The sequence below is a fragment of the Hydrosulfovibrio ferrireducens genome (genome assembly GCF_046883345.1).
Classification (GTDB): domain Bacteria; phylum Desulfobacterota; class Desulfobulbia; order Desulfobulbales; family Desulfurivibrionaceae; genus Thiovibrio; species Thiovibrio ferrireducens.
The window spans coordinates 57,896-81,172 of sequence record NZ_JALKCW010000022.1 but is presented as its reverse complement, the minus strand read 5'-3'; the positions used below and the strand labels follow the sequence as shown (position 1 = coordinate 81,172).

The window sequence follows — 23,277 nt, the reverse complement described above, 5'->3', positions numbered from 1 at the left end:
TCACCACTTGACCACATTCACCAAGGCCGGGCCACGCTGCACGGTCCGCTGGTATTCCACCGCCGGATCGCCAAAGGCCATGGCATAGCCCAAGGTATGATTTTCAGGGATGCCGAGCTTGCCCGTCACCTCGGGGCAAACACCTAAAGCCATCATACAGATGCCGTCCCAAACCGTGCCCACCCCGTGACCATGGGCGAGTAACTGGAAGGTGGTCAGGGCGATCAAGGCGTCCTGGGTTGGGCAGGGGGCGTCCGCCGGAGCGCTGGTGATGAGCAGATGCGGGGCGCCCCGAAAAAGGATGTCCTTGCCCTCCTCCTGCCAGGCCTTGGCTGTCCAGCCCAGGTATTGACCGACAAAGCCCTGCGGCAGCCCGCCGAGATCCTTCAACGTGACCAACCGATCCATGAGATACTCGCGCAGCCTGTGCATCACCGCCCGCTCCCGGACCACGGTGAACAACACCGAGCGGGCATTGACCCCGGTGGGCGCATGGCAGGAAACCGCAAGCAGGTGGTCGATCAGCTCCGGGGCCAAATCCCGGTCGCGATAGCGGCGCACCGCCCTTCTGCCCTTGATCAGGGTTGCAAGCTGGGCCGGGTCCGGCAGGTTGCCCTGCAGCACGGTGCTCACCTCGGGGTCCTTGCCGAGAATCGAGACCGCCGCGGTGGGGCAGATGGCCAGGCAGTGCTGGCACTGGAAGCAGCCCGCCTCATCGGTTATTTTCGGGTATCCGTCCATGGCGATGACACCGGCGGGGCAGTCAAGCGCGCATTCGCCGCACTGGATGCAGCGCTCCTCATCGATGCGAAATTGCAGCATGGGAAACCTCCTTGTGTTTTCAGGACGTGTGCAACGTCTGGAATATATTGCTCGATTATCGCGGCTGAAGCCGCTTCTACAACACCCGATATTCCCCGACCCGGGAGGAGCGGCTTCAGCCGCGAGAGATAGCTCCCATGGAACCGCCGGAATATAGTCTTGTATTAGCGCATTTTCCCAGGGAGCGCCAAGAGAATTGCTCCGGCCGGCATCCGAGTGGTAACGACAAGCCCGACCCTCGTCTTTCCGGACCTGCTGATGTTGAGCATGAACGGCCGGGAAAACCGGTTACCCGCAGACCTTCCTCCCCAACATATCTCCGCCCACTACCGTCTCTTCCCGGAAAGGATGCTTGACAAGCCCCGCCTTCCTGCTATCTTTGTGGCAATAATCCATCCCTTGCCAACACTTCCCCGGAGACCGGAGAATTATGAAAAAAACCGTTACCTTTCTGCCCGACAACGTCACCATCGAGGTGGATACCGGCGAAAACCTGCTGAGCGCCGCGGCCAAAGCCGGGCTCTATATCCAGGCCTCCTGCGGCGGCGACGGGGTGTGCGGCAAGTGCAAGGTCAAGATCGAGCAAGGCGAGGTTGCCGCCAACAAGGCCATGCAGCTCAAGGCCGAGGAGCACGCCGAGGGGTTCCGCCTTGCCTGCCAGTCTTCGGTCATCGAGGATCTGGTGGTCTCGATCCCGGTCGCCACCAGCAAGGACGGCAAGGCCCTCAAGGCCAAACCCAAGACCACCCGCGCCATCTCGGCCCGGTCGCTGGACCATCTGATCGGCACCTGGCAGGTGGCGCCGCCGGTGGAGAAGCGTTTCCTCACCCTGGAGCCGCCGACGCTCGAAGACAACGTGCCCGACCTCCAGCGGCTGATGCGGGCCATCAAGAAAAAATGCCACGACTGCGCCGAGCCCACCTACGATCACCCGGAGCTGTTGATGGAGCTGCCCTTCACCCTGCGGGAGGCCAACTGGCAGGTGACGGCCATCATGCTGCGCGGCAAGCGGGCCGAGGAGCCGGACCGCATCATCGCCGTGGAGCCGGGGGACACCACGGGCAACCTCTACGGACTGGCGGTGGACATCGGCACCACCACGGTGTGCGGAGTCTTGATCGACCTCAACTCCGGCGAGGTGATCGCCGAGGCCTCGGCCTACAACGACCAGATCAGTTGCGGCGAGGATGTCATCTCCCGGATCATCTATTCCCAGCGGCCCGGCGGCCTCAAGGCGCTGCAGGAAAAGGTGGTGCGCACCATCAACGCGGTGATCGAAACGGTGTGCAAAAAGGTGATGATCAGCCCCAGCGACATCAGCTACATCATGGCCGCGGGCAACACCATCATGAGCCACCTGCTCCTGGGCCTGAACCCGAAATACCTGCGGGAATCGCCCTATGTTCCGGCCTGCAGCCATTTTCCCCTGACCCGCGCCGCATCCTTAGGCATCCACGCCCATCCCTCGGTGCGCCTCTTCCTCTACCCGGCAGTGGCGAGTTATGTGGGCGGCGATATCATCTCCGGGGTGCATGCCTGCCAGATGTACAAAAGCCCGGAGCTGACCCTGTTCATCGATATCGGCACCAACGGCGAAATCGTGGTGGGCAACGAGGAATGGATGGTGTGCGCCGCCTGCTCCGCCGGCCCCGCCTTCGAGGGCGGCGGCATCCGCCACGGCATGCGCGCCAATGCCGGGGCCATCGAAAACTTCCACATCCACCCAGAAACCCTGGAGCCGATGATCATCACCATCGACCGCATCAAGCCTTGCGGCATCTGCGGCTCCGGGCTCATCGCCATCGTGGCCGAGCTGCTGGAGGCGGGGGTCATCGACCAGCAGGGCAAGTTCAACCGCAGCCTGGATCATCCCCGCATCCGCCAAGGAATCGACGGCTACGAGTACGTGCTGGCCTGGTCCAAGGACACCCTCATGGGCGAGGACATCGCCATCACCGAGGTAGACCTGGACAACCTGACCCGGGCCAAGGGCGCCATGTACGCGGGCTACGTCACCTTGCTCGAATCCGTGGGCATGACCTTCGACGATCTGGACCGGGTGATCATGGCCGGCAACTTCGGGGCCTACATCGATCTTGAGCAGGCAATCTGCATCGGGTTGCTCCCGGACATCGACCGCGACAAGTTCTATTACCTGGGCAACGCCTCCATGCTCGGCTGCCAGATCAGCCTCACCGACCATGTCCGCTTCCGGGAACGGATGATGGTCAGCTCGCTGATTACCAACTTGGAGCTGTCGGAGAGCAGTCAGTTCATGAACCACTACATGGCCTCGCTCTTTTTGCCCCACACCGACATGGCGCTCTTCCCCACAGTGCGGGAGAAACTGCCGCGGTAAATTCAGCAGCACCGCATCTGCGTTGTCATCGGCCTGCTCATGTGCAAATAGCACACTTCGCAGACCTCTTCCTAGCATCTGCGGCACTGCTGAATTTACCGCCATGCCAACATGCCAAGACGAGATTTTTTACGAGTCCATCAATACTCCATGGAAGACATCGAACCCGACTTGGCGATCTGCCTGATCCACAACCCGGCCCAGCCCGAAGGGCTGTTCCCCTTTCTGGACGCGCTTCTGCCCCAGGCCGACCAGGTGGCCCTGGAGATCATCGTGGTGGCCGATCAGCCCGAGCATCCGGCCCTCACCCGGCTGGAACGGGCCTTCCCGGAGATCGTCATTCTGGAAAACAGCGGGGGCGATCACCCGGCCAAGGCCCGCAACCACGCCTGCCGGTTGGCCGCGGCCCGCTATCTCTCCTTCTGGGACGAAAATCTCCGCCCGCAGCCCGGCTGTCTGGCCGGGCTGGTCCGTTTTCTCGATGAAAACCCCGAAGCGGGGTTGGCCGCGCCCCGGATCGTTGACCCCAGAGGCATGGTCCTCCCCTCGGCGCGCTCCGCCCCGACCCTGGCCGCGCTTCTCTGCCTGCACACCTCCCTGGGGAGGTTGCTCCCGGCCGCCCCGCTGATCCTCAAGCAGCACCTTCTTCTGGAACAGGACCATCTGCGCTCCTTCGAACCGGAGTGGCTCCTGGACACCTGTCTGGTGATACGGCGGGAGGTGGTGGAGGAGATCGGTCTGCTGGACGAGGGCTTTGCCGCCCACTACGCCGATGCCGATTATTGCCTGCGCGCACACCAGGCGGGCTGGCATCTCCACTACCTGGCCGAGGGTGTGGCGCTCCAAACCGGGGCCGCATCCTCCCCCGCGCCGGCCATTCCCGTTGCCGAAAATATCCCGCGCCTGGTGGGCGACTGCACCCGTCTGCTCTTGAAAAAATGGCTGCGCCCCGCGCAGATGCCCGCGTGATTCACGGACAAACCCCCTGTTGAAACCCTGTTGGCGAATTGTTGATTGGCTGTTGAAAACCTGTTGATTTATCCCGGTACGCCCCGCAATCCCTTATCGGGGGCGGGATTTCTCAGTTTTTCCCCAATGGCTCCACCCGCGTGCCCGCTGTTGATTTCCCGCGCGTTTCACGTGAAACCCTGTCCGTAATTCCGCGACAAAACACCACGCTGGGCAAAAACTACTCGGTTGGCGGCCGGGAGCTGGATACAAATTATCCAGACTTTCCCTTGGCCAAAAAAATCATCGCCACTCCGATCTGGAATTATCCTCGGTAAATCAGGAGAATGGTGCACTGTCTGTTGGTTATGGCATGATTTGTGATATACTGACGCACAGAGTTTTGCAGACCCGTTTTTCCCACAATACATATTTCATCACAAGGAGAACCACCCCCATGAAGACACGCACGATGCTCCGGATCAGCGCCATCCTGGCAGGCTCCCTGCTCACCGCCACCATGGCCTGGGCCGCCACCGACTACAGCGCCATGACCAACGAGGAGCTGGCCGCAAAGCGCGGAAGCATGAAACAGTCCACGGTGGAAGAACGCAACGCCTTCCAGAACGAATGGCAAAACCGGGTCCAGAAGATGAGCCCGGAAGAACGGCAAAAGGCCGTGGGCCAGCCCGGAAATGCCCCCCGTGACGGATCTGGCCAGAAAAACGGCCAGAGGCAAGGCATGGGCAGCTCCGGCGGCGGTATGAGCTCCGGCGGAGGCATGGGCTCAGGCGGTTCCGGCATGAACCGGGGCTCCATGGGTGGCGGACGGCGATAAACCCAAACCTTGGCAACACCTTTGGAGGCAAAACCATGGCGCTCGTGACTGCGACAGGACTTGAAAAAACCTACATCATCGGTGAGGTACGGGTGGAGGCGATCCGGGGGGTGGATTTCACCATCGAGCCCGGCGCCTTTGTCTCCTTTGTCGGACCATCGGGCAGCGGCAAATCGACGCTGCTCAACATGATCGGCTGCCTGGATAAACCGACCAGCGGCAGTCTCAGCGTGGCCGGCACCGAGGTGGCAAGCCTCGACCGCAGGGAAGGGGCCCGCTTCCGGGGCGAGACCCTCGGCTTCATCTTCCAGGACTTCAACCTGCTGCCGGTGCTTTCCGTCTACGAAAACATCGAATACCCCCTGCTCATGGTGCTGGAAACCCCGGCCTCCGAACGGCGCGACCGGGTCATGACGCTGCTCAAAGCGGTGGGCATGGAGAAACAGCAAAAACAGTACCCCGACCAGATCTCCGGCGGCCAGAAGCAGCGGGTGGCCGTGGCAAGGGCGCTCATCACCAACCCCAAGCTGGTGCTGGCCGACGAGCCCACCGCCAATCTGGACCATCAGACCGCCTACAAGGTCATCGAACTGATGAAGACGATGCGGGACGAATCCGGCACCACCTTCATCTTCTCCACCCACGACCCCAAGGTGGTGGGCGAGGCGGAGACAATCTATACCCTGGAAGACGGCAAGCTGATGAACCACGGCAAGGGAGGACAAAACCATGGGTAGCCTCGTGAAGATCGCTGTCCGCAACCTGCTACGCTACAAGCGTCGCACCCTGCTCACCGCCTCCCTCATCGCCATCGGCGTGATCTTTGTCCTGGTCTTCGTGGCGGTGACCGGCTCCTTCAAGGCAATGATGATCGCCCAGAACACCGACGCCATGCTGGGCCATCTCCAGGTCCACCGCAAGGGCTATGTGGCCTCCATCGATAACCTGCCCCTCAATCTCAACCTCATGGGTGGGGCCATAGCCCGCCTCGAAAAGGTCCTCGACGCCCAGCCGGAGATCGCGGCCTACTCGCCCCGGATCAAGTTCGGGGCCATGTTCAGCACCTTCACCGAAACCACCAACATCCGCTTGAACGGAGTGGAGCCCGAGCGGGAGCTTGCCACGGTGCCGCTTCTGGCGGGCCGGGTGCTGGAAGGGGACAAGACCCTTGTGCGCGGCAAGCTCTGGCTGCCGGAGCTTTTGGCCAAGGGGATGAAGGTCAAGGTGGGCGACACAGTGGTGATCGTGGCCACCAACAAAGATGGCTCGGTAAACGGCAAGCCCATGGTGGTGAGCGCGATCCTGGAGAGCGCCACCGGACCCGGCGGCCGGGACGGCTATCTCCACAGCGAGGACGCCGCCGAGATCCTAAGGCTGGAAGGCCGCGAGGTGAGCGAGGTGGCTATCCGCCTCAAGGGGTTCGACCAGCTTGACGCAGTGAGCGCCCGGCTCGACACCCTCCTTGCCAAGGAACTCAACCAGATGCAGAAGCCGATCTTCGAGCTGCACACCTGGGAGAAGCTCTCGCCCTTTTTCAACATCGCAAAAATGATCGACGTGATGACCTTCTTCATCAAGCTGATGCTCATCGCCATAGTGCTCGTCAGCATCATGAATGTAATGATTATGGCGGTCTACGAGCGGATCCGCGAGATCGGCACCATGGCGGCCATCGGCACCCTGCCGGGCAAGGTGCTGGGCCTTTTTCTGCTGGAAGGCTTCAGCCTGGGAGTGGCGGGGGCGATCAGCGGCGGGGTTCTGGGAACAGCGCTGGTCTGGGTGCTCAATATCTCCCATATCTCCTACGACTTCGGCCGCCAGAAGGGGTTGATCCTTCAGGCCACGGTCGATCCCAAGGAGCTTCTGATGATCTCGCTCATCGTCATCGCCGGCGCGGTGCTGGCCAGCCTGCAACCCGCCTTCAAGGCCTCGCGCATGGATCCGATCAAAGCGCTTAGACATTTATAGGAAGAAGGAAGATTGTTCACCCCAACCAAGGAGGAACCACCATGACCAGAAAGATGCTCATCCCGCTGCTTGTTGTTGCTCTCTCGCTTTTTGCCGCCTCCGGTGCCCTGGCGGCGGCCGGCAAGGCCGTCATTGCCGTGGCCGCCGAGGGGTCTGCCCCAACGGCCCAAATCAGCAAGCTGGCGGCCCGGGCCCCCTATTTCCTCCTTTTCGACGACAAGGGTCAATTGGCCGAGGCCCTGGCCAACCCCTATCGGCAAGGCGCCGGCGGCGCCGGCCCCCAGGTGGTTGACTTTCTCGCGGCCAAGGGGATCAAAACCGTGATCGCCGGGGAGTTTGGGGCCAACATGACCAATGCCATGAAAAACAAGGGCATGACCCATCGAACCGCTACCGGCCCTGCCGTCGAGGCGGTAAAGGCAAAATAGGAGGAAGAAAGCCATGTCCCGCATCGTCGCAGCCCTTGTTGCCCTGTTCTTTGCCGCCAGCCCGGCCCTCGCCCTGACCGCCGACGAGGTGCTTGCCAGGGTGGACCGCAATCTTGAACCCGAATCCTCGGAGACATACCGCAAGCTCATCAACATTGAGCCGGACGGCAGCAAGAAGGAGTTCGTCCTCTATAGCGTCCGCAAGGGCCGCGACAAGATGGTGGCCCTTTTCCTCGCCCCGGCCAGTGAAAAGGGCCGCGCCACCCTGCGCCTCGACGACAACATGTGGCTCTACATCCCCAATGTTGGCAAGCCCATCCGCATCACCAGCCTGCAATCGGTGGTGGGCGGGGTCTTCAACAACTCCGACATCCTCCGCCTCGACTACAGCACCGAATATGCGCCGACCAAGATGGAAGAGGCAGGCGGCGCCTACCTCATCGATCTCAAGGCGAAAAGCGCCACCGTGGCCTACGACCGCATAAAGATGACGGTGGACAAAAAAGCCCTGGTGCCGACCAGGATCGAATGCTACGCCGCCAGCGGCATGCTCATCAAGACCCTTTATTACAAGGAGATCAAGGACTTCGGCGGCGGCATCGTCCGCCCCTCGGTGCTTGAAACCGACAGCCCCCTGTACAAGGGGTACAAGTCGGTGATGATCTATGCCAAGATCCAGAAAAAAGAGATGGCCGACGAGATCTTCACCCTCAACTACCTGCCCCGGGTAGTTGAGCTGCGATGAAAATAGCGCCCCACCGGCAAACCCTTGCCGCCCTGCTCGGACTCCTCTCGCTTGCCACCTTCCCCGCCTTGGCCGGGGCGGAAGAGGAATACGGCTTCGACCTGGAGGAGTTCGAAAAAAAAGACCGGGTGTGGGGAGGGTATGTGGAGGCCAAATGGGACCGGAGCGATATCAACCAGGACGGAGCCTTCTCCGCCCTCAATTTGTACAAAAACCCGCGTTCCTCCCTGGAGAGCCTGAGCTCAACCCTCCAGCTTGACGGCAGCGTGAGCCGGGGGATGACAACCTTCAAATGGGTTCTGCAGGCAACCGGCACGCAGGACGATCTTGCCTGGCACGACCGGGCGGATATTTTTGAAGGGTATGCCAGCATCAAGGCGACCCCGAACCTCACCCTCGATCTGGGCAAAAAGGTTTTCAAATGGGGCAAGGGATACGCCTGGAATCCCGTGGGCTTCATCGACCGGGCCAAGGACCCCAATAACCCGGAAGAGGCCATGGAAGGGTATCTCGGGGCGGGCTTTGATCTGATCAAAAGCTACGGCGGAGAGTTGCAGACCGTGGCCCTTACCGGTGTGGCCCTGCCGGTCTGGCAAGGAGTGAACGAGGATTTCGGCGAACGGGAGAATGTGAACCTGGCGGCCAAGCTCTACCTGCTGTACAAGGATACGGACATCGATCTGCTCTGGTACGGCGGCAACAGCCGGACCACCCGCTATGGCGTGGATTTTTCCAAAAACCTGGCCGCCAACCTCGAGGTGCACGGCGAACTGGCCCATATCCCCAAACAGCGGTACAAGGTGCTCAGCGGGGATACCCTTGTCCAACGGGAAACCAGCGACACCAGTTATCTCCTCGGCGCCCGCTATCTGACGGAAACCGACCTCACCGCCATTGTCGAGTTCTATCACAACGACGACGGCTACACCGAGCAGGAAACGGATCGCTTTTTCCAGCTCGTTGCCGACGGCTACAGCCAGTTTCAGGCAACGGGAAACGACGCCCTGCTCCAGCGGGCGGAGGTCGCCTCCGAGTCCGGATACGACAGAGCGCAAAACGGGCGCAACTACCTCTATGTGCGCCTCACCCAAAAGGAGCCCTATGACATTCTCTACTTCAGCCCCGGAATAACCGTCATCGTCAACCTCGACGACCAGAGCCGCTCCATCAGCCCGGAAATTGTCTATACCGGATTTACCAACTGGGAAACGCGCCTGCGCTTTTCCTGGCTCAGCGGCGCCGAATCGAGCGAGTACGGCGAAAAGCAAAACAGCAACAAACTGGAGCTGAGGGCTCGTTATTTCTTCTGATTGCATGACGTCCCATCGCCAAGCTCCAGAAAAGGCCATGACCCCGGGCAGCCCAAACATATCAGGTGAGCCATCATGCCGGACACATTGAATCAGGCAAAACTTTTCCAAATTATCACAAACAACCTGCCGGTTGGCTACATGGTCATCAATAAAGAGGGCCTGATTGTCGAGTTTAATAAAACAGCGGAAAACATAACCGGCTTCAGCCGGGATGAGGTGCTGGGCACACCGCATGAACTGTTCCATGCCTCACCCGCGACCCATGCCTGTCCGCTTCTGGAACATGTTTTTGCACACCGGCAAGGGGCCGTGAACACCGAAACGGAAATTGTCAGAAAGGATGGGTTGAAAATCAATATATCCGTAACCACCATCCCGCTGCTGGATGAAAATGGAATTTTTCATGGCGGCGCGGCGCTTTTTCGCAATATTACCTCCTTGAAAAAAATGCAACGGGAGCGGGAAAATATCCTTTCCATGTTTGCCCACGACATGAAGAACCCGCTGCTGGCCTCGATCGGCTTCATCAACAGGATCCTCGAAGGAAAAACCGGCAACATCACTGAAAAGCAGCAACAATATCTCTCTGTCGTCAGCAATAATATGAAAAATATTGAGGCGCTGATAACCGGGTTTCTGGATTTCTCCCGCCTCGAACAGCACGAATGTCTCCCGGTTTTTTCCGAGACAGCCCTTGTGCCGCTCGTCAAGAAAATCTTCACAAATCTCTCCATTGCCGCCGAGAGAAAACAGGTCGAACTTCGATTCGAGGCGCCCCCGGAAACCGGGTTTCTTGCACACGCGGATCCCTTTATGCTTGAGCGGGCATTAACCAACATCATTGCCAATGCCGTGAAATATACAGTCCCCAAAAGCACCGTGACTGTCGGCCTGACCCGTCAAGGCACATCCTTTCTCTTTTCGGTTGCCGATACAGGCCCGGGCATTCCTCCGGAAAAGCTCCCCCTGATCTTTGAGCCTTTTTACCGCGGAGAAAACCATGACGGAAACGGCTCCGGCTTGGGCCTGGCAATTTCTAAAACCATCCTGGCGTGTCACGGCGGGAGCGTTGAAGTGGAAAGCTGCCCGGAAAAAGGCAGCACCTTTTTCATCCGGTTGCCGCAGGGCGACATGCGCCGGCCATAACCCTGGAAATTCACACATCCTAGGCATGAGGGAGAAACGGCATGAACCATTTTGAGATGCATAAAAATCAGGTGCAGTCGACCATCGCGGAACTCCAGGCCATGATCGAAAAGCTTCGGGTTCTCGAAGAATCTTTTCTCGGCCAGGAGGAAGCCCTGTTTGTCATTTCCGAATTTGCCTATGACTGGGAATATTGGCAGGATGTTGCCGGGAATTACCACTATGTTTCCCCCTCCTGCGAGAGCATAACCGGTTACTCCCCCGATGATTTTTACAAAAAGCCCAGCCTGCTTCAGGATATTATTGTTCCCGATGACTGGCATAAGTGGAAGGAACACCGGCACACCATGACCGAAAGCGGCAAGGTAGAGCCGTTGGAATTCATGATCCGCTCACGGGACGGGGAAATAAAATGGATTCACCATGTGTGCAGAACAGTATTTAACAGCGCCGGGGAAAACATCGGCATCCGGGGCAGCAACCGCGATATTTCCGATCTGAAAGCCTTGCAGGAAAAACTCGCACATGTGGCAAGCCATGATCCGCTCACCGGCCTTGCCAACAGATCACTTTTCATGGAGCATCTCACCCATGGCATGGCTGAGGCAGCACGCATGGACTGGATGCTGGTCGTGGCCTATATCGACCTGGACGGCTTCAAGCAGATCAATGACACATATGGCCACGAAGCAGGGGACCATGTCTTGAAGCGGGTTGCCAGGGATCTGAAAAAGATCATGCGCCAAGAGGACATCATCGCCCGATTCGGCGGCGACGAGTTTGTCGGCCTCTTCCATGTGAATTCCCATGCCGATGCCGCGACGCTAAAAAAGAAGATTCTGGAGCAAATCGGCACGGAAATTATCTGCGATACATTTCAAACCAGCATACAACTCAGCATCGGCATGAGTGTGTATCCCACGGACAGTACCGATATCGACACGCTCTTCAAGATTGCCGACCGGGAAATGTACGCCATGAAAAACCAGAGCAAGCCTTACAGCGAAAAGGAAAAATAAGGCTTTTTACCGGGATGCGACCGATAGGTATATCCACCGATTTCCGCGCCAATTCGACACTTTTTTACACCGCTTCGCCCTGTTGCCTGTTGACATCCGTTGTGTAAAACGCTATTTTCCCACGTTACCATGCACTCTTACACGCGGGAAAACCGCCGTTTCCATCGGGAGCGGCAGAAATAGTTACGATTGAAACCACAGCACGGGAGAAAACAATGAAGGTAGCAGCCATCGCGGAAAGCATCAACATCATGGGCAAGAGAAGCGGCACCGCCATGAAGGAACGGAACCCCGGCCCGGTTCAGGAAATGGCCAAGGAAGAGTCGGCCGCAGGCGCCTCCTACCTGGACCTCAACATCGGACCGGCCCGCAAGGACGGAATCGAGTTGATGCCTTGGATTGTACAGACCGTGGAAGCGGCAAGCTCCGTGCCCCTCTGCCTGGATACCACCAACACCGACGCCATGGCCGCCGGATTCAAGGTAGTGAAAAACCGCGAAGCCGCGATCATGAACTCCATCTCCGCCCAGCCCGAGCGGATGGAAAAACTCATCCCCGTTGCCGCCGAGGCCGGTTGCAATGTTATCGCCCTGCTCTGGGGTCCGGAGGGCATGCCCCGCGACTCCAACGAACGTTGCGCCATGGCCGTTGACCTGATGATGGCCCTGGCCGAGGCTGGTATCCCCAACGAAAAAATGCTCTTCGACCCGATCGGCACCCCCATCACCCTGGGCGCCGACCAGATCGCCTCCGGTCTTGAGTTCATGTCCATGCTGCAGGAGATCGCTCCCGGCGCAGGCTCCACCGTGGGTTTGTCCAACGTCAGCAACGGCGTGGCCGAGCATCTGCGCAAGTACCTGGACCGCACCTACCTGATCATGCTGATGAAGCACGGGATCACCACCGCCATCGTCAATTCCTACGACAGCGAGCTCATGGCGATCTGCAAGGGCGAGCGCCAGAACCTGGTGGACATGGTCCATGGCATGATGGACGGCAACGACCCCGATCCTTCCGGCCTCACCGGCACCGCGCTGGAGCACTATAAAACCTATAAGGTGCTCTCCGGCCAGAACGTGTTCAGCGAGTCCTGGCTGACTCTGTAAAAAAGCGGTATCATATGGAGGCCGCTTTCTCGAATTCGGGACGGCCTTTCTCAAAGAGGGGGCTGCGGCCTCCTCTTTTTTTGTTTGGAGGTTTGGCAGTTACAATCCCATTGGCACGCAGCCGAGCACCGGAAAAGCTGCCGAAAAGGGAGGTTGCACTGTTTGAGCGTAGCGAGTTTGCAACATCCCGGCAGCTTTGAGGAGTACCCCTGCGGGGCATAAACTCCGGGCATCCCGCCTACGGCGGGACAAGAGACACAGGGTGCCCTTTCTTTGGTTCGTTTCTTTGGGCAAGCAAAGAAATGAACAGAAGGAAAAAACGTATTCCTCTGACTGCTCTTTATTTGAGGCCTAGAAGTTATGGCAGACATTCCCACGCACCACATGATCTACGGCAACCTCGTTGATTACGTCACCGGCGAACCGCTGGTGGACACCGACGACGAGCGCTACCGCCAGAAACTGGCCCGGCTGCTCGTGGAAGAACGGGGCTTTGCCAAAAACGAATTGGAGATGCGGCGCAGGATCGAAACCCTGTTCGCCCATCAGTTCGTGGCCTCAAAAATCGATATCGTGGTGAGCATCGGGGAACAGCGGGTGATGGTGCTCCGCTACGGCCCCGGTTCGCTGGTGACCAGGGAACGGGCCGCCATTGCCGCGGCCAGGGTATTGGAAGAAGATCAGATGATCCCCCTGGCGGTGGTGACCAACGGCGAAGACGGTGAGCTGCTGAACGCGAAAACCGGCAAGGTGCTGGCCACCGGGCTTGAAGCCATCCCCACCAGGGAGCAGATTGTCGCCATGCTGCCCGACCTGGATTTCACCCCCGTCGTCCCGCAACGGCGGGAACCGGAGCTGCGCATCTTGAATGCCTTTGATGTGGAGGTCTGCTGCGCGGGCGGGCCTTGTGCGTTGCCAGGGGCGAAAGAAGGCTGAATTTTTTTTTGCCACGAAACCCACGAAAGAACACGAAATAAAAAACCTGTTTCCCCAGAAAAAAGCCCGCCACGACCTGCGCACCCATAAAAATTTTCGTGGTTTTCGTGGCAAAAGTAATCCCTTGGAGAAAGCACCATGACACAGCACTGGAGCAAGACAAGCTGGCAGAAATTCACCGCCCTGCAGCAGCCCAACTGGCCGGATAAAAACGAGTTTACCGAGACGGTGCAGACCATCTCCAAGCTCCCCCCCCTGGTCTTTGCCGGGGAGATCCGCACCCTGAAGAAACAACTGGCCTTGGCCGCCGAGGGCAATGCCTTCCTGCTCCAGGGCGGCGACTGCGCCGAGGAGTTCTCCATGTGCACCGCCCCTTCCATCCGGGAGCTCTTGAAGGTTATCCTCCAGATGGCGGTGATCATGAGCTACGCGGGCGGCAAGCCGGTGATCAAGGTGGGCCGCATGGCCGGGCAGTACGCCAAGCCCCGCTCCGCCGACACCGAGATGATAAACGGCGTGGAGCTGCCCAGCTACCGGGGCGACATGGTCAATGCCATCGAGCCGACCCCCGAGGCCCGGCGGCCCGATCCGCAGCGGATGCTCAAGGGCTACCACCTGGCCTGCGCCACCATGAACATCCTGCGCGCCTTCACCATGGGCGGCTATGCCTCTTTGGAGCGGGTGCATTCCTGGAACAACGAGTTCGTGGGCCGCTCCCCCCAGGGGCAGCTCTACGACAAGCTGGCCCGCCAGATCGACCAGGCCATCAACTTCATGCGCATCGTGGGCATCGACACCGATATCCCCCAGCTCAATCAGGCCAGCTTCTTTACCTCCCACGAAGCGCTGCTCCTGGGCTACGAGCAGGCCCTGACCCGCCAGGATTCAACTTCCGGCGACTGGTACGACTGCTCGGCCCACATGCTCTGGATCGGCGAGCGCACCCGCCAGATCGACGGGGCGCATGTGGAATTTTTCCGGGGGGTGCATAACCCCATCGGGGTCAAGATCGGCCCCAACCACGACATCGACGATGTGAAAAAGCTGGTCAGTATTCTCAACCCGGACAACGAGCCGGGCCGCTTGACCCTCATCACCCGGTTCGGCGCGAAGAAGATCAACAACGGCTTGCCGAATCTGGCACGGGAGATGAAAAAAGAAGGCTTCAAGCTGGTCTGGAGCTGCGACCCCATGCACGGCAACACCTACACCGCCGAGTGCGGCCACAAGACCCGGAATTTCGACGAGATCATGAGCGAGATCCGCTCGTTCTTCGAGATCCACTGGAGCGAGGGCACAGTGCCCGGCGGGGTGCATTTTGAGATGACCGGGGACAACGTCACCGAATGCACCGGCGGCGGGAGAAAGATCCTCGATCACCATCTGGCCCAAAACTACCTGACCAACTGCGACCCGCGCCTCAACGCCGAGCAGAGCCTGGAGCTGGCCTTCCAGATCGCGGAGCTGATGCGGGAGAAGTAAGGACCTCGCAAAAAAGGAAAAACCGCTTTTCTTTAAAAGACCCCTCTCCCCTCGCGGGAGAGGGGTAGGGTGAGAGGGAAGTCGACAGAGGCAACCCTGCTGGCACATTCACCCACCCCCCAGCCCCCACCCGGCAAGGGAGGGGGAGCCTAATACAAAAAAAGCCCGGTGCATTCTCCATGCATCGGGCTTTTTTTGTATTCGCTTTCCTGAAAAAACTTACAGTCTCGGCGGCCCCGCCAGGATCATCTCGGCAATGGTCTTGTTGACCTTGGGCAATTGGCCCTGCTGTACGCCGAGCAATTCCTGCTCCAAGGCAACCAGCTCCCGGAAGAGAGGCGCCCGCTCCACCATGGGCACAGCCGGCCGATCCCCTACGATCTCCTGGCAGCGGAAACAGCCGGGGAATTTCTGCACCTTGCCGTTGGGAAAGGTAAGACTGGACGGCACCCCGTGCATCCGGCAGATCATCAGCCGGTGGAGGTACAGGCCGCAACGCCCCTCTTCGTTGAGCGGACACATGCGCTGCGGCCGTTCATTCCTGGCCAAGGCCCGCTCGCTGGCCGCAACATATTCGGCCGCCCGGGTTTCGATTCCCTTGCGGCGTTCCGGCGCTAACTCCATCAGCCCCACCCAGAGGTACGCCCACTCCACATGGGTGTGGTGCAGAAAATAGGAATCGCAGCAATTGTCCGGGCAGCCGTCGCAGGTGAAATCGAGCTGCCTGGCAACGAGGTCGTAGGCCTTTTCCATGCGGCTGTACAGATCGGCGATTTTCGCGGCAAGTTCCGGTTGCAGAATAGAGGCTTCCATGCTTAGGTATCCTTGTTGTCTTGACAAAAAAATCAATCTACCCGAAAACGAGCATTCCTTCAAAGAGTTCCACCATGCCCTCGCTCCTTCCCTGTTTCAAGGCCTACGACATCCGGGGCCGCGTGCCCGCTGAACTCAACGACTCCCTGGCCTTCAGCATCGGCCAGGCGTACAGCGCCCAATTCGCCCCGAAAAAAGTGGCCATCGGCCATGACATCCGGATCTCCAGCCCCTCCTTGGCCAAGGCGCTGATCAACGGCTTTCTCGCGGCCGGGGTGGATGTGGTGGATCTGGGGATGGCCGGCACCGAGGAGATCTACTTCGCGGCCTTCCATCTTGAAGTGGAAGGAGGGATCATCGTCACCGCCAGCCACAACCCGGCGGATTACAACGGCATGAAGCTGGTACGCCAAGGAGCAAGGCCCATTTCCGGCGACACCGGCCTGCGGGAGATCGAGCGGTTGGCCGCGGCAGAGCATCGGGTTACAGCAAATCAGCCCGGCACTCTGACCCAATTGGACAACAAACCCGCCTACATCGAGCACCTGCTGGGCTATGTTGACCGGCAGGCATTGAGGCCGCTCAAAATCGTGGCCAATGCGGGCAACGGCTGCGCCGGGCCGGTGATCGACCGGCTGGCCGCGAAACTGCCCTTTGAATTCATGCGGGTGCAGTGGCAGCCGGACGGCTCCTTTCCCAATGGGGTGCCCAACCCCCTGCTCCCGGAAAACCGGGAAGTCACGGCCCAGGCGGTTCGCGAACATGGCGCGGATTTCGGCCTTGCCTGGGACGGCGATTTTGACCGCTGCTTCTTCTTTGACGAACAGGGCGGGTTTATCGAGGGCTACTACCTGGTGGGTCTGCTGGCCCAGGCCATGCTGGCCAAACATCCAGGGGGCAAGATCATCCACGACCCGAGGTTGATTTGGAACACCCGGGAGCTGGTGGAGCAGTCCGGCGGCCTGCCGGTGATGAGCAAGACCGGGCACGCCTTTATCAAGGAGCGCATGCGGAGTGAGGATGCGGTGTACGGCGGCGAGATGAGCGCCCACCATTATTTCCGCGATTTTGCCTACTGCGATTCGGGCATGATCCCTTGGCTGCTGGTCGCCGAGATCTTGAGCGGAACGGGCCGCCCCCTGTCCCAACTGGTGCGCGCCCGGCAGGCAGCCTTTCCGGTGAGCGGCGAGATCAACAGCCGGGTGGCAAACCCGGACGCGGTCATCGCCACGGTGGAGGATTTTTACGCCGAAACCCCCGGGGCAAAGGATTACACCGACGGCCTCAGCTTCACCGCGGAGCGATTCCGCTTCAACATCCGCAAATCCAACACCGAACCGGTCCTGCGCCTTAATGTGGAAACCAGGGGCGATGCCGCGCTGCTGGAGGCAAAAACCGCGGAGCTGCTCACCCTGATCCGGGGCTAAATCAGGCTTATTCTGCCCCCGCCCCAAACAAAGTCTGCCGATGCATCTCCTTTGCTTGACGAATATTTTTTTTTGCTGCTACCATGAAGTTTTCCGCAACACGCTCGCAACACTTCCGTCAGGAGAGAGGATGCACAACACCCCACACGCCGGTCTGCTGACTAGTTGTTGTCATGACCGCACGCAGGTGATCCGTTAATGGATATCCGCGCCAAAGCCATCCTTTCGGTGATGCTTACCATCGCCATCCTGACCTCGGCCTTCGTTTTCATGTCCATTCAGCAGCGGAATGGACACCTTGCGGGCGCAATCCAGACCAAGAGGGAAAGCGCCACGTTTCTGGCGGAAAACATGCAGGAACAGATGTTTGCCGCCTACAAGTCGCGGATTGTCAGCCTTGCCACCACCAAGCATGATGTGATCGATGCCTTTGCCAAGCGCGACCGGGAGGCCCTCTATCAAGCAACCTTGCCCTTTTACAAGACGATCAGAGGAGAAAACCCCTACTTCACCATCATGCATTTCCACCTGCCGAACAACTCCTCGTTTCTGCGCATGCATCTTCCGGAAATGCATGGCGATGAACTGGCCGAGATCCGCCCCATTGTCCGTGAGGTGAACAGCAGCCGCAAGCAGCGCGCCGGCTATGAGGTCGGCAAAATGGGGCTTTTTTACCGAGTGGTCCAGCCGGTATTCAAGAAAGGGCAATACCTCGGCGCCCTGGAGTTCGGCCTCAGCCATGAGCAGCTTGTCACACTGCTCCAGCAGCGCATCAGCCCCGAAATCGCCGTTGCCGTCAAATCGGAGGGTTGGCAAAAGGCCACCCTGGTTGCCGACCAAAAGATCAAACAGGGGGAATATACCTTCCTGCCCAAACAAAACTCCATTTTCGGAAAAATTGGCGAATCGGTTCTTCTGGTGCAGGACAATACCCGCCGCTACACCGTCGACGGCAAGACATATCTCCTCTTCTCCAATATCGAACTGCAAAATTTCCAGAAGGAACCCATTGCCAAGATCCTGGTCGCCCTGGATATCAGTGAAGAACTGGCCAAAGCCAGGACGTTCATCAACAAGGTTGTCCTGCTCGCCCTGCTTCTTCTGCTCATCTCCAGCCTGGTCCTCTACTTCAGCTTTGGCCAGTTGCTCACCCGAATTCTCACCCTCAACACCTCGTTGAGCAAGAGTAATCAGGAACTCACCACTGCTAAAGCCTATGTGGATAATATCCTTGCCTCCATGCACGACGGCCTGCTGGTGACCACGGCGGACGGCTCGATCAGCAAGGCAAACCTGGCGCTCTGCCGGTTGCTTGGCTATTCGGAAGCGGAGCTTCTCGGAAAAAAAGTCTTTTCCTTCCTTGAAAACCCCACGGAGATCGAAGCTGCTTTTGCTTCCCACGGGAGCACGGACTATGCCATCACTTCGACGGAGCACCGGCTCGTCACCAAGGACGGAGCGCGCCTCCCGATCCTTTTCTCGGCCTCCTCCCTCACCGACGAGGCTGACGGATTCTTCGGCATTGTCTGCATTGTCACCGATATCACCGAGCGCATACTTGCGGAAACCGCCCTGCGCGAAGCGCACGACCTGCTGGAACAGCGGGTTATTGAGCGCACCGGGGAACTCGCCGAGGCCAACGCCGCCCTGACCCGGGAGATGGCGGAGCGCAAGCGCGCCGAGGCTGAACTCCGCCAGGCCCAGAAAATGCGGGCCATCGGCACCCTGGCCGGCGGCATTGCCCACGATTTCAACAACATCCTCGCCGCCATCATCGGCTACACCCAACTGGCCCTGACCAGGGTCACTTCGGACGATACCGCTCGCACCTATCTCAGCGAGGTTTTCATTGCCGGCGAACGGGCCAGGAAACTGGTCCAGCAGATCCTTACCTTCAGCAGGCAGAGCGAACAGGAAAAAAAGCCCATCGCCATCCATTTGATCGTCAGGGAGGCCTTGACGCTGCTGCGCGCCTCCCTGCCGGCCAACATCGAAATCGTGCAGAATATCACGGCAAGCTGCGGGCCCGTGCTCGCCGACCCCACCCAGATCCACCAGGTGGTTATGAACCTCTGCACCAACGCCTACCACGCGATGCAGGAAAAAGGCGGCACCCTGACGGTTTCTCTTTTTGAAACAGCGGCGGAAAATATCGCCCCGCCGCTGCCCGCCGGCGACTATGTGCAGCTTGTGGTGAGCGACACCGGCTGCGGCATGGACACCACCACCCAGGAACGGATCTTTGAACCCTATTTTACCACCAAGGAGACGGGTAAGGGCACCGGCCTCGGCCTGGCCGCGACCCACGGCATCGTCGAGGGGCTCGGCGGCCAGATCAGGATGGTCAGCACCACGGGCCTCGGCACCACCTTCAGCATCTACCTGCCCCTGCACAAACAACTTCAGGCCGAGCCCCTGGCACCGTTGGGGACAAAGGATATCCGGGGCGGCAACGAGCGGATCCTGGTGGTGGATGACGAACAGGAACTCGTCCGCCTCCTCGAAGTGGTTCTCAGCCGATACGGCTACAGGGTTACCAGCTTCTCGGACAGCACTGCCGCCTCGGCATGGTTCGACGCCAATCCGGGCTCGGTGGATCTGGTGATCACCGACATGGCCATGCCCAAGCTGACCGGCCAGGACCTTGCCCGCGCGATTCTGGCAAAACGGCCGGAACTGCCCATCATTCTCTGTAGCGGATACAGCGAGGTGATCAATGCGGAGCGCGCGAAACAACTCGGCATCCGCGCCTTCTTTCTCAAACCCTTACAGGAAGAGGAGCTGGCCGGTTTGGTGCGGGAGGTGCTGGACGCAGGGCCCGGCCGGGACAAGTAGATCCGTGGTGTTTTTTTCAGGAAGGTTGAAAACAGCGGGCTGCAGAGACGTGGCGACCCCATTTTTCAATGGGCGGTCACCGTCGCCAGCAATCCATGCAGGCTCGCGCAGATAGCTAGGGCGAGGCCCGTTTTGCGGTGGGTGCCGGTTTTCACCTGTATCCACCGGAGGCCGGAAGAAAGCTGAAACAGGATCAGCATAAAATTGATGATCCCGAGGAGCTGCACCAGGGAGATTCCGCCGATCCGCATACCGTCACCCCTTTTGCACTATTGAAAGCCGTCAGGAACTATCGCAGGCCGACGGTCGCCGTTGCCGTGTTGGCGCTGCCATGGACATTACAGACCGCGGCAGATTCCAGGGTGGTTGGCCCGGTCACCTCATATTCAAAGGTCCGGCTGAACTCGGCCGAGTCCGGAAGATTGAACGCGCCGAACTCCCAACTGGCAGCTTCCTGGCCGTTGATGATGAGATTCAGCCGTTTGGTGTAGTGCAAAAAATTATTGGCGCTGTGTCTGGCAAAAAGGGTGATGGTGATCTTTTCCCCTTGCCCCGCATGCGCCGGGGCTTCCAGACGGACAGCCGACTTGTCCGCCAAGGCGGAACCCGCATCAAGAAAGAGCAACGCCCCGACCACTGCCAGCATTATTTTTTTCATGGTGCCTCCTTTCGTACGCTTCATTGAAACAACCCTTGGCTTGATTATACTTCACATGGCGTCGACAATGGCATTAAAAGTTGTGCTGGGACGCATGGCCTGTCTGGTCTTTGCCGCCTCGGGCCGGTAATAGCCGCCGATATCCACCGGCTGCCCCTGGGCGGAATTCAGCTCACCGACAATCTTCCCCTCGTTGTCGGAAAGCGCCTGCGCCACCTTGGCAAACCGTCCCTGCACCTCTATATCCTTGCTCTGTCCGGCCAGGGCCTGGGCCCAGTAGAGGGCCAGGTAAAAATGGCTGCCCCGGGTATCCAGCTCCCCCACCTTGCGGGAGGGTGACTTCTCGTTTTCCAGAAATTTGCCGATGGCGGCATCCAGCGTCTCCGCAAGCAATTGCGCCTTTTCGTTCTTGAAGGTGGCGTAAATATGCTCGAAGGAGGGCACCAGGGCACAGAATTCCCCCAGCGAATCCCAGCGCAGATGGCCTTCCTTTAAAAACTGCTCCACATGCTTGGGCGCCGAGCCGCCGGCGCCGGTTTCGAACATCCCTCCCCCGTTCATCAACGGCACGATGGAGAGCATCTTGGCGCTGGTGCCCAGCTCCAGGATGGGGAAGAGATCGGTGAGATAGTCGCGCAGCACGTTGCCGGTCACGGAAATGGTATCCTCGCCCTTGCGGATGCGCGCCAGGGAGAAGCGCATGGCCTCCACCGGCTGCATGATGCGGATATCGAGACCGCTGGTGTCGTGGCTGGGCAGGTATTGCTTCACCTTGGCGATGAGCTGAGCATCGTGGGCCCGGTTGGCATCGAGCCAGAAGATGGCCGGCGCACCGGTGGCCCTGGCGCGGATCACCGCCAGCTTGACCCAGTCCTGAATGGGCGCATCCTTGGTCTGGCAGCCCCGGAAGATGTCGCCCTCTTCCACCTCTTGCGCCAGCAGGGTCTCGCCGGAAGCGGCGTCCACCACCCGGATCGTCCCCTTGCCCGGAGCCATGAAGGTCTTGTCGTGGGAGCCGTACTCCTCGGCCTTTTGCGCCATCAGCCCGACATTGGCCACCGAGCCCATGGTGGCGGGATCAAAGGCGCCGTTGATTTTGCAATCGGCCACCACCTCCTGGTAGATCGTGGCATAGCAACGGTCCGGCACCATGGCGATGGTGTCGTGCAGCGCATCGTCCGCCCCCCACATCCTGCCGCCGTCGCGGATCACCACCGGCATGGAGGCATCGACGATCACGTTGTTGGGCACATGCAGGTTGGTGATCCCCTTGCTGGAATCCACCATGGCCAGTGCGCAGTTCTTTGTATAGGTCGCCTGGATGTCCGCCTCGATCGCCAGCCGCTCTGCTTCGGGCAGGGACTGGATCTTGGCGTAGAGGTCCCCCAGGCCGTTGTTGACGTTGACCCCCAGTTTCTTGATGATCGCCGCGTGTTTCTCGAAAACATCCTGATAAAAGACCGAGACGCAGTGGCCGAACATCACCGGGTCGGAGACCTTCATCATGGTCGCCTTGAGGTGCAAGGAGAGCAGCACCCCGTCTTTTTTCGCCGCCGCGATCTGCTCGGCGTAGAAAGCGCGCAAGGAGCGGACATTCATGGCCGAGGCATCGAAGATCTCGCCGGGCAGCAGCGGGGTTTTGGGCTTGAGCACCGTGGCACCGCCATCCGCGCCGACAAACTCGATCCGCGCCTCGCAGGGTTTTGCCATGGTCACCGACCGTTCGCTGCCGTAGAAATCGCCCGCGGTCATATGCGCCACCCGGGTCTTGGATGCGGCGGGCCACGGTTTCATCATCCGGTGCGGGTTTTTCTGGCCAAACCGCTTCACCGAGGCCGCTGCCCGCCGGTCAGAGTTTCCTTCGCGCAGCACCGGGTTCACCGCGCTGCCCAAGACCTTAGCAAATCTGGCCTGCAGCTCTTTTTCCGCCTCGGTTTTCGGCGCCTCCGGATAGTCCGGGATGGCATAGCCCTTTTCCTGCAGCTCCTTGATCGCCCCTTTCAATTGGGGGATGGAGGCGCTGATATTGGGCTGCTTGATGATATTGGTTGCGGGCAGCTTGACGAGCTTGCCCAACTCGCCCAGATAATCGGGGATTTTCTGGCTCTCGGTCAGGTTTTCCGGAAAGTTGGCGATGATTCTCCCGGCCAGGGAGATATCCATGGTGGTAACGGCAATACCCGAGCCCTTGGTATAGGCCTGGAGGATAGGCAGCAGGGAATAGGTTGCCAGGGCGGGCGCTTCATCGACTTCCGTGTAGATAATCTTCTGGGTGGTCATATGGGTTCTTCCTTCATTGGTATGTACAATCGAGGCAATGGCTTACGTTGCGTAATCCGTAACCGAAGCCCACAGAATTAGCACATACCGTCCGGGATTGCAAATAGCATGTGTGGCCGCGCAGCCTGCCCCGCCCGCGCCCGCGCCGTTTCGG

The 23,277-nt window shown here is 59.5% G+C and carries 20 protein-coding genes; 15 read left to right on the top strand and 5 right to left on the bottom strand.

Features of this window, described 5'->3' with window-relative positions; translation table 11 throughout:
- Positions 1-822 (bottom strand): nitroreductase family protein, encoded by an 822-nt coding sequence (locus MWR57_RS10550; protein WP_423124781.1) that lies wholly within the window; start codon positions 820-822, stop codon positions 1-3.
- A 430-nt stretch (positions 823-1,252) separates the two neighbouring features.
- On the opposite strand from MWR57_RS10550, the gene MWR57_RS10545 reads away from it, so the two are divergent.
- The 13 genes from MWR57_RS10545 to MWR57_RS10485 all read left to right on the top strand — a co-directional run bounded on the left by MWR57_RS10545 (position 1,253) and on the right by MWR57_RS10485 (position 15,110).
- Positions 1,253-3,181: an ASKHA domain-containing protein gene (locus tag MWR57_RS10545; RefSeq protein WP_423124780.1), complete on the top strand. Its 1,929-nt coding sequence runs from the start codon at positions 1,253-1,255 to the stop codon at positions 3,179-3,181.
- Between the two features lie 150 nt (positions 3,182-3,331).
- Positions 3,332-4,150 carry a glycosyltransferase gene (locus MWR57_RS10540; protein ID WP_423124779.1) on the top strand — a complete coding sequence of 273 codons (819 nt, stop codon included), beginning with the start codon at positions 3,332-3,334 and terminating at the stop codon, positions 4,148-4,150.
- A 436-nt stretch (positions 4,151-4,586) separates the two neighbouring features.
- Positions 4,587-4,967: a hypothetical protein gene (locus MWR57_RS10535; protein WP_423124778.1), complete on the top strand. Its 381-nt coding sequence runs from the start codon at positions 4,587-4,589 to the stop codon at positions 4,965-4,967.
- A 35-nt stretch (positions 4,968-5,002) separates the two neighbouring features.
- Positions 5,003-5,704, top strand: a complete 702-nt coding sequence (locus tag MWR57_RS10530) for an ABC transporter ATP-binding protein (protein WP_423124777.1) — start codon at positions 5,003-5,005, stop codon at positions 5,702-5,704.
- The gene (locus MWR57_RS10525) at positions 5,697-6,935 is read left to right on the top strand and encodes an ABC transporter permease (RefSeq protein WP_423124776.1); all 1,239 of its coding nucleotides are present in this window, start codon (positions 5,697-5,699) and stop codon (positions 6,933-6,935) included. The genes MWR57_RS10530 and MWR57_RS10525 overlap by 8 nt, the downstream gene beginning before the upstream one ends.
- 41 nt (positions 6,936-6,976) lie before the next feature.
- On the top strand, positions 6,977-7,363 hold the full coding sequence (locus MWR57_RS10520; RefSeq protein ID WP_423124775.1) for a NifB/NifX family molybdenum-iron cluster-binding protein: 387 nt from the start codon (positions 6,977-6,979) through the stop codon (positions 7,361-7,363).
- Positions 7,364-7,376: 13 nt separating this feature from the next.
- Positions 7,377-8,108 carry an outer membrane lipoprotein-sorting protein gene (locus MWR57_RS10515; protein ID WP_423124774.1) on the top strand — a complete coding sequence of 244 codons (732 nt, stop codon included), beginning with the start codon at positions 7,377-7,379 and terminating at the stop codon, positions 8,106-8,108.
- Positions 8,105-9,418: a hypothetical protein gene (locus tag MWR57_RS10510; RefSeq protein WP_423124773.1), complete on the top strand. Its 1,314-nt coding sequence runs from the start codon at positions 8,105-8,107 to the stop codon at positions 9,416-9,418. Before MWR57_RS10515 ends, MWR57_RS10510 begins: the two co-directional genes overlap by 4 nt.
- A 75-nt stretch (positions 9,419-9,493) precedes the next feature.
- The gene (locus tag MWR57_RS10505) at positions 9,494-10,567 is read left to right on the top strand and encodes a PAS domain-containing sensor histidine kinase (protein WP_423124772.1); all 1,074 of its coding nucleotides are present in this window, start codon (positions 9,494-9,496) and stop codon (positions 10,565-10,567) included.
- Positions 10,568-10,608: 41 nt separating this feature from the next.
- Positions 10,609-11,586: a sensor domain-containing diguanylate cyclase gene (locus MWR57_RS10500; protein WP_423124771.1), complete on the top strand. Its 978-nt coding sequence runs from the start codon at positions 10,609-10,611 to the stop codon at positions 11,584-11,586.
- Between the two features lie 215 nt (positions 11,587-11,801).
- Complete coding sequence (locus MWR57_RS10495) at positions 11,802-12,692, top strand: dihydropteroate synthase (protein WP_423124770.1); 891 nt, start codon at positions 11,802-11,804, stop codon at positions 12,690-12,692.
- A 360-nt stretch (positions 12,693-13,052) separates the two neighbouring features.
- Positions 13,053-13,628, top strand: coding sequence for a type I restriction enzyme HsdR N-terminal domain-containing protein (locus MWR57_RS10490; RefSeq protein ID WP_423124769.1), 576 nt, complete (start codon positions 13,053-13,055; stop codon positions 13,626-13,628).
- A gap of 138 nt (positions 13,629-13,766) precedes the next feature.
- Positions 13,767-15,110, top strand: a complete 1,344-nt coding sequence (locus MWR57_RS10485) for a class II 3-deoxy-7-phosphoheptulonate synthase (protein ID WP_423124768.1) — start codon at positions 13,767-13,769, stop codon at positions 15,108-15,110.
- Positions 15,111-15,329: 219 nt separating this feature from the next.
- Here the strand turns inward: MWR57_RS10485 and MWR57_RS10480 are convergent, their stop codons facing one another.
- Positions 15,330-15,923, bottom strand: coding sequence for a hypothetical protein (locus MWR57_RS10480; protein WP_423124767.1), 594 nt, complete (start codon positions 15,921-15,923; stop codon positions 15,330-15,332).
- Between the two features lie 74 nt (positions 15,924-15,997).
- Here MWR57_RS10480 and MWR57_RS10475 point away from each other — a divergent pair, with 74 nt between their 5' ends.
- Positions 15,998-17,350: a phosphohexomutase domain-containing protein gene (locus MWR57_RS10475; RefSeq protein WP_423124766.1), complete on the top strand. Its 1,353-nt coding sequence runs from the start codon at positions 15,998-16,000 to the stop codon at positions 17,348-17,350.
- 198 nt (positions 17,351-17,548) lie between these two features.
- Positions 17,549-20,185 carry a cache domain-containing protein gene (locus tag MWR57_RS10470; RefSeq protein WP_423124765.1) on the top strand — a complete coding sequence of 879 codons (2,637 nt, stop codon included), beginning with the start codon at positions 17,549-17,551 and terminating at the stop codon, positions 20,183-20,185.
- 65 nt (positions 20,186-20,250) lie between these two features.
- Here the strand turns inward: MWR57_RS10470 and MWR57_RS10465 are convergent, their stop codons facing one another.
- The 3 genes from MWR57_RS10465 to MWR57_RS10455 are packed head-to-tail and all read right to left on the bottom strand — an operon-like array spanning position 20,251 to position 23,123.
- Positions 20,251-20,436 (bottom strand): hypothetical protein, encoded by a 186-nt coding sequence (locus tag MWR57_RS10465; RefSeq protein ID WP_423124764.1) that lies wholly within the window; start codon positions 20,434-20,436, stop codon positions 20,251-20,253.
- 38 nt (positions 20,437-20,474) lie between these two features.
- Positions 20,475-20,843: a hypothetical protein gene (locus MWR57_RS10460; protein WP_423124763.1), complete on the bottom strand. Its 369-nt coding sequence runs from the start codon at positions 20,841-20,843 to the stop codon at positions 20,475-20,477.
- Between the two features lie 51 nt (positions 20,844-20,894).
- On the bottom strand, positions 20,895-23,123 hold the full coding sequence (locus MWR57_RS10455; protein WP_423124762.1) for an NADP-dependent isocitrate dehydrogenase: 2,229 nt from the start codon (positions 23,121-23,123) through the stop codon (positions 20,895-20,897).
- Positions 23,124-23,277 lie beyond the last annotated feature (154 nt).